This window comes from Leptothrix discophora (assembly GCF_030705305.1).
GTDB lineage: Bacteria > Pseudomonadota > Gammaproteobacteria > Burkholderiales > Burkholderiaceae_C > Sphaerotilus > Sphaerotilus discophorus.
Window position 1 is genome coordinate 62,487 of sequence record NZ_JAUZEE010000001.1, and the last position, 16,809, is coordinate 79,295.

16 protein-coding genes are annotated in these 16,809 nt (G+C 54.1%); 10 read left to right on the top strand and 6 right to left on the bottom strand.

The genetic code is table 11. The annotated features are described in order from the left end of the window. Positions 1-32: 32 nt before the first annotated feature. Together Q8X39_RS00275 and Q8X39_RS00280 are read right to left on the bottom strand one after the other, a co-directional pair. On the bottom strand, positions 33-470 hold the full coding sequence (locus Q8X39_RS00275) for a universal stress protein (RefSeq protein WP_305747628.1): 438 nt from the start codon (positions 468-470) through the stop codon (positions 33-35). 209 nt (positions 471-679) lie between these two features. Continuing rightward, a complete protein-coding gene (locus Q8X39_RS00280; protein WP_305747629.1) occupies positions 680-1,468 on the bottom strand; it encodes a hypothetical protein in 789 nt (262 codons plus the stop codon). 517 nt (positions 1,469-1,985) lie between these two features. On the opposite strand from Q8X39_RS00280, the gene xrtB reads away from it, so the two are divergent. The 9 genes from xrtB (at position 1,986) to Q8X39_RS00325 (ending at position 11,937) form a co-directional block, all read left to right on the top strand. Beyond that, complete coding sequence (gene xrtB, locus Q8X39_RS00285) at positions 1,986-2,891, top strand: exosortase B (RefSeq protein ID WP_305747630.1); 906 nt, start codon at positions 1,986-1,988, stop codon at positions 2,889-2,891. 10 nt (positions 2,892-2,901) lie between these two features. Next, positions 2,902-3,528 (top strand): exosortase-associated protein EpsI, B-type, encoded by a 627-nt coding sequence (gene epsI / locus Q8X39_RS00290; protein WP_305747631.1) that lies wholly within the window; start codon positions 2,902-2,904, stop codon positions 3,526-3,528. A gap of 102 nt (positions 3,529-3,630) precedes the next feature. Further along, complete coding sequence (locus Q8X39_RS00295; RefSeq protein WP_305747632.1) at positions 3,631-4,512, top strand: glycosyltransferase; 882 nt, start codon at positions 3,631-3,633, stop codon at positions 4,510-4,512. After that, a complete protein-coding gene (locus Q8X39_RS00300; RefSeq protein WP_305747633.1) occupies positions 4,509-5,735 on the top strand; it encodes a lipopolysaccharide biosynthesis protein in 1,227 nt (408 codons plus the stop codon). Before Q8X39_RS00295 ends, Q8X39_RS00300 begins: the two co-directional genes overlap by 4 nt. A 16-nt stretch (positions 5,736-5,751) precedes the next feature. After that, entirely contained in the window at positions 5,752-6,681 is a 930-nt protein-coding gene (locus Q8X39_RS00305; RefSeq protein WP_305747634.1) for a glycosyltransferase, read from the top strand. A 20-nt stretch (positions 6,682-6,701) separates the two neighbouring features. Further along, positions 6,702-7,997 (top strand): O-antigen ligase family protein, encoded by a 1,296-nt coding sequence (locus Q8X39_RS00310; protein WP_305747635.1) that lies wholly within the window; start codon positions 6,702-6,704, stop codon positions 7,995-7,997. An 11-nt stretch (positions 7,998-8,008) separates the two neighbouring features. Continuing rightward, positions 8,009-9,361: a BNR-4 repeat-containing protein gene (locus Q8X39_RS00315; RefSeq protein WP_305747636.1), complete on the top strand. Its 1,353-nt coding sequence runs from the start codon at positions 8,009-8,011 to the stop codon at positions 9,359-9,361. Positions 9,362-9,533: 172 nt separating this feature from the next. Next, the gene (locus Q8X39_RS00320) at positions 9,534-10,478 is read left to right on the top strand and encodes an IS5 family transposase (protein WP_305747637.1); all 945 of its coding nucleotides are present in this window, start codon (positions 9,534-9,536) and stop codon (positions 10,476-10,478) included. Positions 10,479-10,647: 169 nt separating this feature from the next. Continuing rightward, on the top strand, positions 10,648-11,937 hold the full coding sequence (locus Q8X39_RS00325; protein WP_305747638.1) for a glycosyltransferase family 4 protein: 1,290 nt from the start codon (positions 10,648-10,650) through the stop codon (positions 11,935-11,937). Here Q8X39_RS00325 and Q8X39_RS00330 read toward each other — a convergent pair. From Q8X39_RS00330 to Q8X39_RS00340, 4 genes are all read right to left on the bottom strand, one after another. Beyond that, on the bottom strand, positions 11,925-13,016 hold the full coding sequence (locus Q8X39_RS00330) for a glycosyltransferase family 4 protein (RefSeq protein ID WP_305747639.1): 1,092 nt from the start codon (positions 13,014-13,016) through the stop codon (positions 11,925-11,927). The genes Q8X39_RS00325 and Q8X39_RS00330 overlap by 13 nt on opposite strands. Positions 13,017-13,072: 56 nt before the next feature. Further along, complete coding sequence (locus Q8X39_RS20500; RefSeq protein WP_369538072.1) at positions 13,073-13,675, bottom strand: CatB-related O-acetyltransferase; 603 nt, start codon at positions 13,673-13,675, stop codon at positions 13,073-13,075. Between the two features lie 74 nt (positions 13,676-13,749). Next, positions 13,750-14,442: a WecB/TagA/CpsF family glycosyltransferase gene (locus tag Q8X39_RS00335; RefSeq protein WP_305747640.1), complete on the bottom strand. Its 693-nt coding sequence runs from the start codon at positions 14,440-14,442 to the stop codon at positions 13,750-13,752. 307 nt (positions 14,443-14,749) lie between these two features. Next, entirely contained in the window at positions 14,750-15,610 is an 861-nt protein-coding gene (locus Q8X39_RS00340; protein WP_305747641.1) for a LamG-like jellyroll fold domain-containing protein, read from the bottom strand. Positions 15,611-15,866: 256 nt separating this feature from the next. Here Q8X39_RS00340 and Q8X39_RS00345 point away from each other — a divergent pair, with 256 nt between their 5' ends. Further along, complete coding sequence (locus tag Q8X39_RS00345) at positions 15,867-16,649, top strand: PEP-CTERM sorting domain-containing protein (protein ID WP_305747642.1); 783 nt, start codon at positions 15,867-15,869, stop codon at positions 16,647-16,649. Positions 16,650-16,809 lie beyond the last annotated feature (160 nt).

Here is a 16,809-nt window from a genome sequence, read left to right on the forward strand (position 1 = left end):
CGGACCCACCGGCCCAGCGCCGCGACACCCCATCAGCGCCAGACGATCACCGGCGTGCGCGAGTGCGTCAGCACCCGCTGCGTCTCGCTGCCCAGCAGCAGCCCGGCCATGCCCTTGCGGCCATGCGAGGCCATGCCGATCAGGTCGCAGCCGCGCTGTTCGGCCACGCCGCAGATCTTCTGATAGGGGTGATCGCTGACTTCCATCAGCGTCTCGCAGGTCACCCCGGCCTCGGCCGCCGTGCGGGCGATGAAGGCCAGGAAGCGATCGCCGTGGGCCCGCCGATCCGCCGCCCAGGTGGCCTCGGTGTCCTCGATCACGTCGACCTGGTAGGTCAGGATGTGGAACTCCGGCGCGACGTACAGGCCGGTCACCCGCGCGCCGCACTGACGCGCCAGCTCGATGCCTCTGAACACCGCGCCTTCGGACAGCTTCGAACCGTCGGTCGGCAGCAGGATGTGGGCAAACATGACAGCACTCCTCCGTGGAACTGCCGGGTGCGACCGCCCAGGGGCGGTGACAAGCAGGGACGTCGGCGGCCGGTCCGGACCCGGCGAACGGGTCGGTCGTCACCGCCGACTCTATGCCTGGGTTTCCTTCCCGACAACCGGAGATCGAGCCGGTCGTGTCGCAGCGGGATTCAGGTCAGCCGCTCATTTCACCCGCTCACGCCAGCCGCTCACTTCGGCCGCCTCACCGCTGGCACCGGCGTTTCCAGCACCGGCGGCGGCGCGGCACCGGTGGATCGCAGGGCCGACAGCAGCGGCGTGCGCAGCGGCCCGATCGCGCTGGTCTGCCCTTCGTTGGCCGCACGCGCGACGACCTTCAGCGACTTCACGGCCGCCAGCAGCGAGGACTCGCCCTGCTGGCCAAGGTCGATCAGCAGCACCGGCGCGTGATCCGCCACCACCAGGCGACCGGCGGCCGAACGCTGCACCAGCTCGCCCAGCGGCTGGCGTGTCGTCGCCAGGAAGGGCCCGAGGCCGCGCAGCCGCTGCGCCATGCGAGGCTGGCCCGCCAGCACCACCCGCAGCAGATCCAGGTGGGCGCGCGACTTGATCAGGTCGACCTCCGCCAGCGACAGCGGCGCCGGCCGTGCGGCGGCCTCGGCCGTCGACAGCGTCTGGCGTGCCGTGCGCGGCCAGGCCGGCACCAGGAACTGGTGCACCGCCGCCAGCGCCGCGTCGGCCTCCGGGCCGTCCTCGGCCTGCACCTCGGCCAGCAGCCGCACCATGGCTTTCTGCGCCCGCGACTTCGGGCCAGCGTGCGTCTTGCCGGCGGCCTGGCCCGCCGACATCCCGATGTCGCCCGCGAGCACATAGGTGTAGAGCGGCGTGCGGCGCTCGGTCCACGGCGCCATCGGCGCGCTGGACAAGGCCCGCCAGGTGGGCGGCGGCGGCACCGCCACCCGCGCCGCCGGCCCCGCGTCGGCCACCGCTGCCGATGCCGGCAGGTCACGAGCCGCCACCGCCGCATTCGCCGCATTCGCCAGGGGTTCCGTCCGGGGGCCGTCCGGCACCGCCGCATCACCCGCCCCGAGCCCGGCACAGGCCGACAGGAGCCCGGCGACGATCAGCACGGACGCGGGCCGCCACGTCGACCCCAACCGCTGCCCGCTGGCCCGGTCGACACCCGCCCCGGTTTTCAGTTTTTTCATCTTTTCAGCCTCCGGAACGAGTGTCGCCGCGAGGATCCGGGGTTGGAACTGGCAACTCCCCCATGAAACCGAAGCGTTGGCGCGAGATCATCCGGTGAGCCACATCCGCCCCCACTCCCTCCCGCATCCCGGCCCGACCCGCCCGCCACGAAGTGGCGATGAACGTCGATTTGTGCGCGTGCTCATCTGACAGCCCCGCAATGAGGGGGGAGAGGGGCAGGGCCAGATTGGTAGGCTTAAGGATGCTCGGAAACCCTGGCCTTGCCCTGCCTGCCAGCAGGGCCGGCATGTTTGGCCTGGCCCCCACCGCCGCTCTACCGGACCGCCCATGAACGACCGAATGCCAGCCCCGACCGGCGAGGCCACCTCGACCTTCGACGCCATCCCCTGGCTGATCGCCGGCGCCGGCCTGCTGGCCATGTACGTGCCGACCTTCTGGGACCTGTTTCACGGCATCTGGTCGACCGACCAGCAGGGCCACGGCCCCATCGTGCTGGGCATCAGCCTGTGGCTGCTCTGGAAGAAGTGGCCGGAGTTCCGGGCCGCACCACCTCGGCCCCGTCCGGTCATCGGTTGGCCGATCTTCGTGTTCGGCCTGCTGCTCTACCTCGTCGGGCGCTCGCAGGACATCCTGATCTTTGAAGTCGGTGCGCTGATCTGGCTGATCGCCGCCATCACCTTGCTGCTGCACGGCGCCGCGGCCGTCCGCCTGCTGGGCTTCGCGCTGTTCTTCATGGTCTTCATGGTCCCGCTGCCCGGCGCACTGGTCGATGCCATGACCCAGCCCATGAAGCTCGCCGTGTCCTACATGGCCGAATCGGTGATGCACCTCTTCAACTACCCGATCAGCCGCACCGGCGTGATCCTGCAGGTCGGCCAATACCAGCTGCTGGTGGCCGACGCCTGCGCCGGCATGCAGACCCTGTTCACCCTGGAGGCGCTCGGATTGCTCTACCTGAACCTGGTCCGCCACGAAAGCATCGCGCGCAACGTGACGCTGGCCATCCTGATCGTCCCGATCAGCTTCACCGCCAACGTCATCCGCGTGATCGTGCTGTCACTCATCACCTATCACTTCGGCGACGAGGCCGGGCAGGGGTTTCTGCACGGGTTTGCGGGGATGGTGCTGTTCATGGCGGCGTTGATGTTGATCATTGCGGTGGATGGGGTGTTGCGGTGGGTGATCCGGCACATGGATGCGCGACCGCAGAACGTCTCCTCCAACCCTGCTTGAGGACGCCAACATGACGCCCCCCAATCGCCGCAAGTTCTCCACCGCCATCGTCCTCGCCGCCGCGATGGTCGTTACCGCTGGCGCGACCGCTAACTTGAAACCGACCAAGTACCTGGCTGACACACGTGCCGAACTGAAGATCGAACCCTCTTTGCCCAACGAATTTGGTGACTGGAAACTCATTCCGACAAATGGAGGCGTGGTCAATCCGCAGCAGAATCAGTTATTGAATAGCCTGTACTCAGAGATCATCAATCGCACCTACGTCAATTCGAGCGGGCAGCGGGTGATGCTGTCGATTGCGTATGGGAAGAATCAGAACGATTCATTCCAGGTGCACAAGCCGGAGATTTGTTATCCGGCGCAGGGGTTTCAGTTGTTGGACTCAAAGGAGGATATTGTAACGACAAGTCATGGAAGTGTTCCTGTAAAGCGCCTGCAGACTTCACTTACCGAGCGGAGGATTGAACCAGTCACATATTGGATTCTAGTAGGCGAAAAGGTAGTCAAGTCAGGTTTCGAGAAGAAATATGAAGAGATGCGTTGGGCAACTCAAGGCTACATAGTGGATGGATTGCTGTTTCGTGTGTCAACCATTGACCGCAAATGCCAACTCTGCATTTGCGGTCCACGATGATTTCGTGCGGGGAATAATTTTAGGAAGTAGCGAAACAATGCGCATCAGGCTCGCAGGTAGGCTTATTGAATGATCCCACTAATTCAAGCGACTACTCCACCTATGACTTGTTCGCAGTTCGAGGATTGTGAAAACACTACTATCCTAAGTATTATTACTGTCGTTTACAACGACTTGCCAGGGTTAGTGCGGACTATCCAGTCTGTCCATAGTTTGCTCGGCAGTGAGGCGGTAGAGCATATAGTTATCGACGGAAGTTCGACGCCAGATGTCAAGGATTTTTTGGTAGAGAAATCAATAGGTTTTCCGAAGATGATTTGGAAGAGCGAACCGGATAAGGGACTCTATGATGCGATGAATAAAGGGTTGAAGGCTGCAATAGGAAAATTTGTTATATTTATGAATGCAGGGGATAAGTTTTCCTCTAAGTTTTCTTTCGATATGTTTAAGAGATATGCCTTCGCAGATGGAGGCAATCACGTCGTTATTGGAAGAAGCTTGGAGGTCTACCTAAACGACGCATACGTTAGGCCAGCGTTGGGCGCAGAGGCAAAGATTTTTTCTATGCCGCCGCATCAAGCTACGTTCTATCCAGTCAAGTTCTACTCATCTAACGAATACAAGCTAGATAAGCCTGTAGGCGCAGATGGTGATTTCACCGGTCGCGCTCTAGATCAGTGTGGGGGCGTATTCCTGCCATGTGTGGTATGCGAATTTGAGTTAGGGGGGCGGTCGTCGTCGTATGGAAACTTTAGGCAGTTAATGGTGCGACATCGTGAGGCCACAAGCGTAAAAGCCCAAATCAAACTTCTTCTTAAAGCATTTCTTTGGCTGATTATTGGGCAAAAAAATCTCTATCGAGTATTGGCTGTAGGAAAATATACCAGAATATCGAAATCTGAGTACTCGGCTAGTCTGGATATTGCGCCACACAAGAAAATTATTCGGCAGCCCACTGCTAAAATTATTGGATCCTCCTCGTGAAGATTGTGTCCCACAAGAACAGATCAATCTATGCGATTGCAGATCAAATCATTCTGAGTCTACTGGGCCTTGGTGCCTCAATAGTGGTCGCGAGATTTGCTGGAAAGGAACAGTTTGGATTATATACTTTACTTTTCTCGATAGTTTTGCTAGTGCAGGGCATACAAAATTCGATGTGGTACTCCCCACTGATTGCGTTACTGGCAAGAACTGCAGATTTGGAGTTAAAAAACAAATATAGAATGACGGCCTTTAAGGGGTCAATTGGTTCGATGGTGATATTGATCCTGCTAATGGCGGCAGGATTTCTGTTGCTTGGCAATGAGAAGATTATTCACGGCGATCCGCCCTCTGTCATATTCGCAGTTAGCCTTGCTTCAATTGGAGCAACATTGCGGGACGGACTGCGAGCAGAAAGCTATGCCGACGGGTCTTCATTTTCGGCGCTCAAGTACACTTTGATCGCTGCGTCAATACAGCTAACGCTTATTCTATTCGTCACTATGTTTGGTTTGATGTCAGCGAATGCGGTATTAACTATTTCCGGAGCTTCTCTAATCCTGTCTTGGATGATTCTTTCACGGGAAAAAACGCCACTCTTGCGGGCTTCTGCGGATTATAGAGAGTTTATTGAATTCTCTCGTTGGACATTGCCAAGTGTAGGTGTAAATTGGGCTGGCGGTAATATTCAAAATTACTTTGCGGCACGCAATTTTGGGTTGTCGGTGGTTGCTGAAGTTAATGCTGCCAGGCTCTTTTTAATGCCAGTTGGGGTCGCTGTCACCGCCTGGGTAAACTACTTTCGGCCCAGTGTCATAAGGGAGCGTGCCTCGGGAAACACTTTGAAAGCTCGGCTAATCATTAAAAAGAGTATTTTGATTGCTGTGTTTCTTATTCCTGTCTACGGCGTCGTGATTGGGTCGTTAAGTCCAGTTTTTAGTGTGGTTTTGGGTGACGAATATCCTGAGTTGCGTAGTCTTATCTTTGGCTGGGCGGTTTGTTTCTCATTAATGGCGATACGTGTAATTATTTTTACTGAGCTTTCTGCAGATAAGCAGGGCGTAAAGTTGCAATTTTACTTTGGATTAATTGGTTTTTGTTGCGCGGTTCTTTCGATGATGGCTTTCCTTGAGCTGGGTGCGGTCGGCGTGGTGATTTCCATGTGCTGCCTAGAGGTGGTTCAGATTATATTGTTCCTCGCATACGGGCGAAACAGGTCATGATTTTTGGAAGCATAAAATGAGCGAGGTCTTGGTCACTATCTGTATTTGTACTTTTCGGCGACCCAGATTGCTGGAAGAGTTGCTTCGAAGTCTGACTGGGCAGCTTGGAGTTGATTTCTTGTGGAATATTGTTGTCATCGACAATGATGAGGAAGAAACGGCTGCTAAAGTTGTTATAGATTTTTGCCAATCCGAGCGAAATATTCATATTGATTATCTGGTTGAGCGTCGCCAAGGGATTTCTTATGCAAGAAACAGTGCGGTAAGAAATTCCAATGGCGAGTATATTGCATTTATTGATGATGACGAGATCGCATCTCCGGGATGGTTGGCTTCACTGGTGAATGTCGCAAAGGCTACCGGCGCTGATGCAGTATTGGGGCCTGTGCTGCCGGAGTATCCTCCGAATACTGCGACTTGGATCAAGAGAACTCGGTTTTTCGATCGGCCACGATACAAGACTGGAGAGGTTCTTTCTGCCAATGATGGAAAGACGTGTAATGCCCTATTGAAACGGTCAATCTTGAATACTGATCAAGTATTTGACGAGAAACTTGCATTTACAGGCAGTGAGGATTTTGAGTTATTTTATAGGCTTAAAAAGTTTGGACGGATATTTGTATGGAGTGATGAGGCTGTTGTTTATGAAAAGGTCCCCCTTAGTCGTCAAAAACTGAGTTGGATGCTTGAGCGATCACTCCGACCATCGATAATGTATTGGAGAATAGTTGGCAAGGACGCCTCAGTTATTAAACGTATTGCCCATGCTGCTCTTGGATTCTGGCTTGGATTTCCCCTCGTCCTACTTGCACTCATGCTGTTTCCATTCGATAGATGCTTTGGGTTTCTTTTGGCCAGGAGAGGCTTGTTGTTCCTGGGTAGGTGCTTTGCTTTGACAAAAATCGAAATGTACGGCTACCAAGCAAAGGACGTGACGTCGTGCTAATCTTTGGATCTCAGATTTTAGTGATTGTGATTGCTTTAATAGCGGTTGCTTTTGCGCTAGTTGCTTTTATCGCAACTGGGACAGTGCTCTCTAAAATGATGTGGATACTTGTCATTGCATCCGCCTCTCCGCTATTTGATTTATTTGGGTCTGAGGATGGATTGTCGAAGCAAATTCTGTGGGCTTCGTTGTTCTCCATATGTGTGGTGTATATATTTTTTGGAGCCAAGAGGCAGTCAGTTAAACTTGGTTTGGTTGAGTTGCCATTTTGGTTGGGATTGCTTTGTTTGTATGCCGTTCTTACTATTGCCTGGTCGCCGATTCCGGTGACGTCAATAAAGAGATTTATTCAATTCCTTGGAATTATAATTGTAGGTATTGCAATTATTCGATATGAATCTTCTACTCCCCTTCATGTACGACTCTTGATTCCGTGTGCATTATTGATGGTTATTGGCCTCATTGTTGGTTACTTGACGCAGAAAATATGGCCGCTTGGAGGAGTTGCTCTTACAGGCCTTGCCTCACATAAAAATCAGTGGGGTCTGTTTCTGTTGGTGACAAGTACATTGGCAGTCTCGGCAGTGCTTTGCCGGAAGATGGTCAAAGTGAGCGTTCTCGTGCTGGCGGTCTCTATATATTCGATATTGCTAACCAAGAGTGCAACTGCATTGGTGGGTTTGCTGGTTTTGTTGTCGATTGTATGTGTACTTTATCTGGGTAGGGGTCTGGGTAGTTCGGCAGATAAAACACTTATTGCGCTGTTTTTATTTTTCTTGCTTGTGGCGCTGCCATTATCGGTCTACGTAGTACGGATGGGTGTGCTTCCGATTGATGCGGCGATTGAAACCTTTTTCTCTTCGACTGGACGGGATTCTTCGCTTACTGGGCGTGACAATCTCTGGCGGCTCATGCGTATAGAGATCGCGAAGCATGCTTTTTTCGGGGTCGGCTATGGAGGTTTTTGGACTGGTATCAGTGAGGGGCCTTCGAATGCTGTCACCAATCAAATTTTTTGGGGTGTTCCTGTGCAGGCCCACAATGGTTACCTCGATTTCGTCAATGAACTCGGCGTTGTTGGTATGAGCCTGTTTGTTGCGTTGATTGCATGGTATTTGAGAGTAGTTTGGCTGCTCTCAAGGCGTTGCGATAAGTCAATTTGGTTATTTCCGGCTTTATACCTCGTCATATTTTTGGTAACAAACACCACCGAAACCACCCTTCTACGCCCAACTCATTTTCTTTGGATTGTGTTTGTGATTTGTTGTGTTTATTTAAAGGTTGGTTTGCTTCGCTTGCGTGAGGTTGCGTCTTGAAGAGGTTGCACTTGTTGTTGCCAGCTATTCGGTTGAGTTTTTCATTTCTGTTGTTCGTTTATTCGGGACTCGCTTCTGCTAATATAAAAATCGAGTTGATTGGCGGTCCGTTTTTGGTTTCGCCGGACGGAGATCTTTCTTCGTTTGCCACTTCGTTTGACTTTCTAGACGGGTACGTAGTGGTAGCGAACGTAGTCGAACCTGTGGAGCGTAAGTCGCCATTCCTTAAAACTATAGTTCGCATGGGTCGGCGTGGTGCGAACGGCGTTTGGGGATGGGCAGAAACGATTGTTGATGCGCGAACTATGCGGAATCCATGGCACACGCAGCCATCTATTGCGTTTGACCGAAGTGGCTATATTCACATTGCTTACGGCATGCATAATATGCCTTGGCAATATTCCCGATCAATGCATCCGTATAGCGTAGATAATTTCATATTTAGGGGTGAAGTGGTGACGGATGAAGACCTAGGGCGGGTTTTTTTTGATAATGTCACAAATTTTTCTGGTTCAGGTCGCGCTGAGATACCGGGTACTCAGATAACTTATCCCGCCTTTTTCCGATCAGGTAATGGTCGACTGTGGATATCATATCGACATTCTCTTCGGCCTGCCCGTCCATGGAAAGAACGAATGCTTTCCGCTGGGGTTTCTGTATATTCGGAGGTGTCCCAGACTTGGAGTCCCGTTGGGTGGTCTTTTTTGCGGGAAAAGTCAGATATAGATAATTGGGGTGCTTCTACGCAATCAATAACTACGTTCACTGCTGATGAGGAATATATTCCATATCTTCCTAGATTGGTTGAGGATGCGGTTGGGGGGAAACTTCATGTAGTTTGGACTTGGCGTCAAGGAGGCCCTGGTCCAGATTCGTCCGCACCAAGTCATTCGGTGGTTGTGTTCGATCAATCGGAATCACCAATCCCAAAGGCTGATGCGAAGCCAATAACAAGGTCGTCGAGTAATAAATTACCCGGCTTTAGTGTTGAACAAAAATTTACGCCTTATAAATTGCTTGGGAGTCTGCCTGGTGGCGGGTTGTTTGCCGTGTTTGAGTTGATCGGTGGGAGTCGATTGGTTTCCTATTGGTCAGTTGATAAAGAATTGTGGTCATTGCCGCAGCCGCTTCCAGCAGGCACCAACTCTTTGGCTGCCGACAAACAAGGCCGGCAAATTGCTGTCGGTCGAGGTTTAAGGATCTATAAGCGCGATCATCTTGATGCTGAATGGGTTCTCTTGGGTGATCTCAAAGGAGATCGATGCTCGCCACAGGTTAAATATAGTGATGTTGAAGATCTCTTTTATATTTATTCGAAGTCATGTGACATGAAATCGGTTAGCCTTCACCGGTTTACCTTTTGAAGCGCTTGAGTAATCTGTTTGCCTTTGCCCATTCGTGTGGTGTAGTACTGCCTTTTTCGACTCACTTCGGCCATTGCATAATAAATGGTGGCGACGCTAAAGATGGTCTACACAACATCCGCCTCGCCCCGCCATGCTTGCCCGATTGGCAAGCCCTTGAGACGTTCGCTGCATGAATCAAGCATGCTTCGGCTTGGGGCTGTCGACCAAACGTCCTTACCGCCGTGAGTTCCTCGGCGAGATGGAACAAGTGGTGCCCTGGTCGAGGCTAGAGTCACCGTATCTGCCGCGAGGCCGACCACCGGTTCCGGCCAAAGGTATTCCGCGCATCCACCTCCTACGGCAGTGGTTCAACCTGTCGGATCCGGCGATGGAATGCGCGTTGCATGACGTGCCACTGTTCCGTGAGTTCGTGGGGCTTGGGGCTGGGGACTCCAGTTTGCCCGATGAATCCACCCTCCTTCGATTTCGCTGTGTGCTGGAGGAGTACAAGCTTGTCGACCAGATCTTCTATGCCATCAATGAACTGCTGACGGCCAAGGGTTTGCTGCACAAGTGCGGCACCGTGGTCGACGCAATGTTGATTGCATCGCCTAGTTCGACCAAAAACGCCTCGGGCGAGCGAGAGCTTGAGATGAAGCAGAGCAACAAGGAAAACCAGTTGTACTTCGGGATGAAGTGCTTCATAGGCGCGGTCCCCGATTCAGGGTTGGTGCATACCGTGCGTGGCACGGCCGGCAGCGTCAACGACGGCGTTGAGGCCAACAGTCTGTTGCTCGGCGACGAAGTCGAAGCCTTTGGCGACGCCGGCTACCAAGGGGCGCACAAGCGCGTCGATGCCAAACCCGGTGTAACCCTGCACGTCGCGATGCGGCGTGGTAAACGCAAGTTGCTGGATCCGACACTGTCGATCGACGCGCTAACTGAACGCATCGAGAAATTGAAGGCGGGCATCCGGCCCAAGATTGAACAGCCGTTTCGGGTGATCAAACGGCAGATTGGATACGTCAAAATACGCTATCGCGGGCCGGCCAAGAACACGGCGCTGCTGGTGACGCCGATGGCGCTGTCCAATCTGCGGATGGTGCGTGGGAAATGGTCAGGAGCGCTGGCATGAGTGCGCCCGAAAACTGCATGCAAGTGCCTTGTGCCGGCAAGTCGGTGCACACAAGCGTCATGGCCGTGCGATTTCGCGGTCGCGTGGATCATTGGACGAAGTCGTCAGACCGAAAGTTGTGGGCTGGCGGGTTGTGCAGACGTTCCCTAGTTGCCTTTGAGTGTGCTGGGTGATTGGTTTTTTCTGGTTCTTCTATGAATTGGGGGATGTTGTGAGGATATTGGTCTCGGCATTTGCTATCCGGCCTAATGTCGGAAGTGAGCACGGTGTTGGTTGGAATTGGGTTGTCGAATTAGCCAAGGATGGGCATTCAGTTGATATTCTCACTGATACATCACGTGTTCTTGATGTTGAACGTGGAATATTAAAACTTGGTCTCGAGCGCGTACGTGTTCATGGTTATCGCCCCATTTGTTTGAGGTTCGTGCCGCTTCGCGCTGGGACTGCGCAGCTTCTATATTCTGCTTGGCAGTATGGATTATTTTTCTATGCGCGTGCGCTTCATTTGAAGTTCTCGTTTGATGTGGCAATTCATGCGACGTATGGTGTTTTTCGTACACCCTCGTTCTTGGGATTGTTAGGAATCCCGTTTATCTTCGGCCCAGTCGGTGGGGCCGAAGACGCGCCTTGGAAGTTAAAAAAGCCACTTCCCATATCAAGCAAATTGTTCGAGTGTCTACGTGCAATTGCCAACAGATTGTCTTGGTTCAATCCGTTTCTTCACCTTTCATGGTTGAGTGCCACCTTAATACTTGCCAAAACCCAGCAGACAAAGTTGTTCTTGCCGCCCTATGCTCGAGCGAAGACCGAGGTGTACCCTGAGATTGGTATTAATTTTGATGTAGATGCGCGGCTATTCGAGCTGTCTGAACGGATTGCTTCTAATGTTATCGATATATTGTACGTCGGTCGATTGCTGGGTTGGAAAGGTGGGTATCTTGTTATTGACGCTTTCGCTCGCATACTGGATATTTATCCAAAAGCTAGGCTCACTATAGTTGGCGACGGCTCTGAGGGGGAGTGGCTAAAAATGCGGGCTCAATCCCTGGGTATTGATGAATCTATTTCCTGGATTCCACATTTGCCTCAAGCGGATTTGTTTGGAATTTATCGCCGCTGTAATTGTTTTCTGTTTCCGAGCCTTCATGACTCGAGCGGTAACGTCGTTCTCGAAGCCATGTCTTTTGGCTTGCCGGTTGTGTGTCTAGATTTAGGAGGGCCTGCAACATTGGTCGATAGCAGTTGTTCTATTGTCGTTCCTGTAAAGAATCTATCTTCTGAAGACATTGCTAAAAAACTTGCTGAGTCTGTGGTATCAATATACTCAAACGAAGAGAGTCGATTGGTAATGTCGAAATCAGCAATTCTTCGGGCGCATGCTTTCACTTGGAAGGGCAGAGTTATCGGAGCATTAAACTTGCTTCAGTCTAAAATGCTTCGTGGCCCTCATGAATTGTGATGTTCTCGAAGTGCGTTGATTATTCCTGTGGCGAAATTTTTTACCATCCCTTCTTGTGTATATAAATGGCTCTCAGATAGAGAATTCCGTTGGATCGTCCTTAGTTCCTCTTTGTTTTCGATAAGTGAAATGATTCTCGCCGCAATGATCTCATCATTGTCGTCGAGTATTAAGCCATTTTTATTATGTACAAGATATGCGACTTCTGGCGAATGTTTTGCATTTGTGGTCGTGACCATAACTATTCCTGCGCAAAACGCATCTACAATATGAAGTCCAACCAATCCTGGGTTTATCATTATATCTGCCATATTAAAATATAGTGCTTTTCTTTTGTTCTTTTGAACGCCTAGTATGTGAATCCAAGGTCTAGTTTGTGCGGCAATGCGCATCTCAGGCATAGACGGCCCATCGCCGATCACAATTAAATGAAAACTTGGTATTTTTTTTCGGATTTTGTCAGATATTGACGTTAGTAAGTCTAGACGTTTGTCTGGATATAGCGACCCACAGAATATTGCTACGGCGGCGTTTGGGTCGATTCCAAGATTGGCGCGTTCTTGGCTTATTTCATCAATTGTCCATGAGTCAAGATGTTTTTTGAACTCTGTTGTATCTATGGCATTCTCGAGTTGCGTTATTTTTTTCTCCGGAAAACCTGCTGCCTTTAGAATTTTGGTGGTGGCGCTAGTATAGGAGAACCACCAGTCGACTCGTGTCAAGAGCATGTCTTTCCAACGTTCTCTCATTCCAGTGGGAGCATCGCTCTGAAAGTTCTTTCCATGCCCCCAATATGCAACTTTGCGAGCTCCCCATAATCTGCTCAGCAGTAACGGGTAGTTCGAAAGAATTCGGCTTTCCTGCATTAGGATGACAAGGTCTGCGTTCTTTGCGTCTTCGGGGAATGGTTGCCAAATCAGATCTCTGGAGCCAATCTCCCAAACTTTGTTTTGAACTTTTATCGCCCAGGGTAGGTGCCCTTCGTCATGCTTAATTAATTCGCGGCGCGTTGCTTGGCCGTGGACCAGCATAAGATCAATATCGTGATTGGCGCATGCGGAACGTAGTTGATCAAACATTCCAGTTCGATAATGAAGTAGGCGATGTTGTAGGATGACTACTTTTTTCATTGAGATTAAAACTCTTCTGGTCCAGGTACGATGATTGAGTGATCGAGACCTCGCTCGGAGAAGGCGAACGTTCCAGTTCGCATCATACGTTCGTGTTTTTCTCGTTCCGCTTGGGTCTTGAATCTCTCGCCTATTGGTTTCGCAGGATTTCCTGCGGCTATGCAGTACTGAGGAATGTCTTTTGTAACAATGCTTCCCGCGGCAATGATTGATCCTTTGCCAACGGTGACGCCTGACATTATTATGGCGCCGTAACCAACCCATACGTCTGATTCGATGATTGCCGGTCTCTCCTGGCGAAAAGATGGGTGATTCTGATTGCCGATCCATGGTGAGAATCTAACTGGGTGCCCAATCTTCCGGAAATCGTGATCATTTCTTCCTACGATTGCGACTCGATTTGCGATCAGGCAATAATCTCCGATGCTCGCGTCAGCTTCAATGTGAACTTGCTTTCCCAAGTAAACGCATTTGCCTATGATTAGTGAGTTTGGTGCCCATAGCCGGGTTCCCTTTCCGACGTGCAAGCCAGTACCGGTACGTAGGTACCTGGATTTTCCCGATGTGAGTAAAAAAGTTTGAAGTCTGCGAAGAAGTGCGAGCAGCATGTCTATGGTGAGTTGAGATATCTGTGCCCTGTCAAGATTTTGCCCTATGTGATAGGTAGGCCTCTGTTTAGTGGTTAATTGCTTCGTGTTTTTCCTAGATCTGCTATTGCCCACCACACAAACAAACTATTCGTCACCAAATACCTCCTCCACAACCTCCCTGGCTCACTCGCCAAACGGTGCAGCCATTCCAGCCCGTTATCCCTCATCCATTCCGGTGCCCGCTGAATTGCGCCGGCGTGAAAGTCGAATGCTGCTCCGACGCCGACCATGACGGCGTGGACCTTGCCGCGGTGTTCGGCCATCCAGCGTTCTTGTTTCGGGCAGCCCAAGCTGACCCAGACGGTGCCGGCGCCGCTGTCGTTGATCTGGCGGGTCAGTTCGGCGTCTTCCTCTTCCGTGAGGGCGCGGAAGGGCGGTGAGACGGCGCCGGCGATATGCAGGGTGGGCCAGGTGCTGCGCAGGCGGTCCTGCAACTTGTTGAGCGTGTCCGGTGTGCTCCCCAGCAGGAAGATGCTTTCTCCGGTCGCTGCTGCATGAGCGCAGTAGTCAAGCATCAGGTCCGGGCCGCTGACGCGTGTCTGGTCATGCGCGCCCAGCTTGCGCATCATCCAGGCAACCGGTGCGCCGTCGGGTGTGCGGAGGTCAGCCGCCAACAACGCGGCTTCATGTCGGCGCTCCTGCCTTGCGGTCACCAGTGAGTGGGCATTGCAGATACCGACGACCTTGCTGAGTCGCCTGTTGGCCCAGGAGGAGATCAGCTGCACGGCCTCGTCAGGGCGTACGACATGCATCGGCACGCCGAGGACTGGAAGCGTGCCAGGAGAGTGGAGATCAGGGGCAGACGAGTGCATCGGTCAGGGTCAAGTTGAACCTGCGGATTGTCTGTGCCGCCTCGCTTCTGAGGGGCGTCAGGGCTCCCCCTGTATGAGCGCCAAGTGACCGCTGCGTGTCTTCTTCCGCATCGAGCTTCGGAAAAAAGAAAGCCTCGACATGCTGCGAGGCTTGGGTGCTTCAAGGGCCACGGCGTCTCCCGACACCGTGGCCCAGGGCCGAGGCCCGGATTCCGCTGGATCAGGCCTGACGGCGGCGGCGGGCGATCGAGCCGATCACGCCCAGGCCGGCGAGCATCATCGCGTAGGTCTCGGGTTCGGGCACCGGGCTCACGCCGGCCACTTGCTGGATGCCGGCGACGCCGCCCTGCTGGATGGTGTTGATCTCGTTCTGGCTCAGCACGCCGCCAAACACGAAGACGTTGTCCATGCGGCCGGAGAACGGCTCGGTGGTGCTGTTGTTGTCATAGGCGCCAAAACGCAGGTAGGGTGCCGGATTCCCGTCTTCGCCGAACGGCGTCTGGCCGATGTAGCGGCCATCGAGGTACATGTTGACGTTGTTGCCGACCGAGCCGTCGAAGGTGGCGACGACGAAGTACCACTGGCCGATGTTCATCGCCGACGACGACGAACTGCCGCTCAGGGCGGTATAGGCCCGGCTTTGCCACGTATTCGTGTCACGGTTGTACCAAACGCCCCGGTCCCAGCCGCCGTTGTCGTGCGAGAAGAAGGTGTTCGCACCCTGCGCCGTGCGCTCGGATGCGAGGTTGATCCAGCCGCCGATGGTCATGCCATTGGGATTCACGCCTTGGGTGATGTTGATGTCGACCTCGAAGCCGCCGGTCGGTGCCAAGTAGCTTGCGGGCGAGAAACGTGCGGCTTCACCCTGGTAGCCCTGGCCGCCGGTCGTGACGCTGACCGCGCCGTAGGACACCGGATTCTTGTTGTTGCCGCTGGCATCGACCACGTTGCCGAAATTGCCGTTGGCGCCTTCAAAGGTGTAGAGGCCGAGCAGCGGCGTGGCCGCCTGGGCCTGAGCGGCGCAGGCCAGTCCGGCGGCGAGCAGAACCTGTCGCAGGCGGGTCTTGAACGGGTGTTGCATGGTTGGCTTCCTGTGCGTGTGTGTGTCGGGTTGGACGCCGCCCGAATCTGGCAATTCGCCTTCAGGCTCGGACGTCCAAAGGCATTTCAAAGGTTTGCAAGGCGACGGTCATCCCGCATCTGCGGTGGTCTCCCTTGAACCGGTGAGCGTGGGTGGCAGGTCTGAATCATCTTCACCACAAACGCCCTCGGGTATGCGGTGTGGCAAGGCGCGCCAACCTCTTTCCAGCCCCTCCCATCCCCTGACAGCTGCTGCTGTGCTGCGCTGGCGTGCCCCCGATCTGCGGGATGCCATTCGAGACCTGAACGTTGAGAATGGCCTGAACGGACCGCATGGGGCGGCTACCCAGTTCCAGGGAAATCAGATGACGACCAACACCTGCTTCACGCACCGCGCGCTTCGCGCCGGCGTGGTTTCCATCGGCGCCGCTGTCGTGGCCTTGCTCGCGCCGGTGGCTCAGGCTGCCGATGCCGCGTTCACGGCACCGGCGGCGGGCAGCCTGACCCAGGGGCATGACCCGGGTTCGCGCGTGAACCTGGCGAACCTGTTCACCGCCAACGCGAACTTCTTTGTCGACAGCCTCGGCGTCTGGCGCGATCCCGGTTTCTCGGCGCCCGAAAGCGTCGGGCTCTACGACACGGCGACAGGTCAACTGCTGGCGTCGACCACGGTGAGCCTGGCCGATACCTTGTCGGGTGGCTACCTGTACCGCGCCATCACGCCGGTGGCCCTGCAGATGGGTCATCAATACCAGGTCACCGCCTACACCAACGGCAATTCCTGGACCTTCGGGCCGGTGCCGACGACCGATTCGCGCATCACCTACACGGGTCACCTCTACAACTACACGAACCAGCTGGCGTTCGCGCAGCAGTCGGCCGGTGCGGGCGGTCAGGCGTATTACGGCCCGAACTTCACGATCACCAACACCGTCACCGCTGTCCCCGAACCCGAGACCTACGCCATGCTGCTCGCTGGCCTGGGTGTGCTGGGTGCCGTCACGCGGCGTCGTCAGGCCAAGGCGGCCGTGTCTGCCTGATGTCCTGATGTCCTGATGTCCTGATGACTTGATCCACAGGCGCTGGCCGCGCCAGATCGCGACGGCGTGCAAGTCCCTGCGCAGGCCCCGACCCTCACCGGTCGGGGCCTGCGCGCTTTCAGGCATGGATCAGGCCGTGGTCAGGCCCTGATCAAGCCGT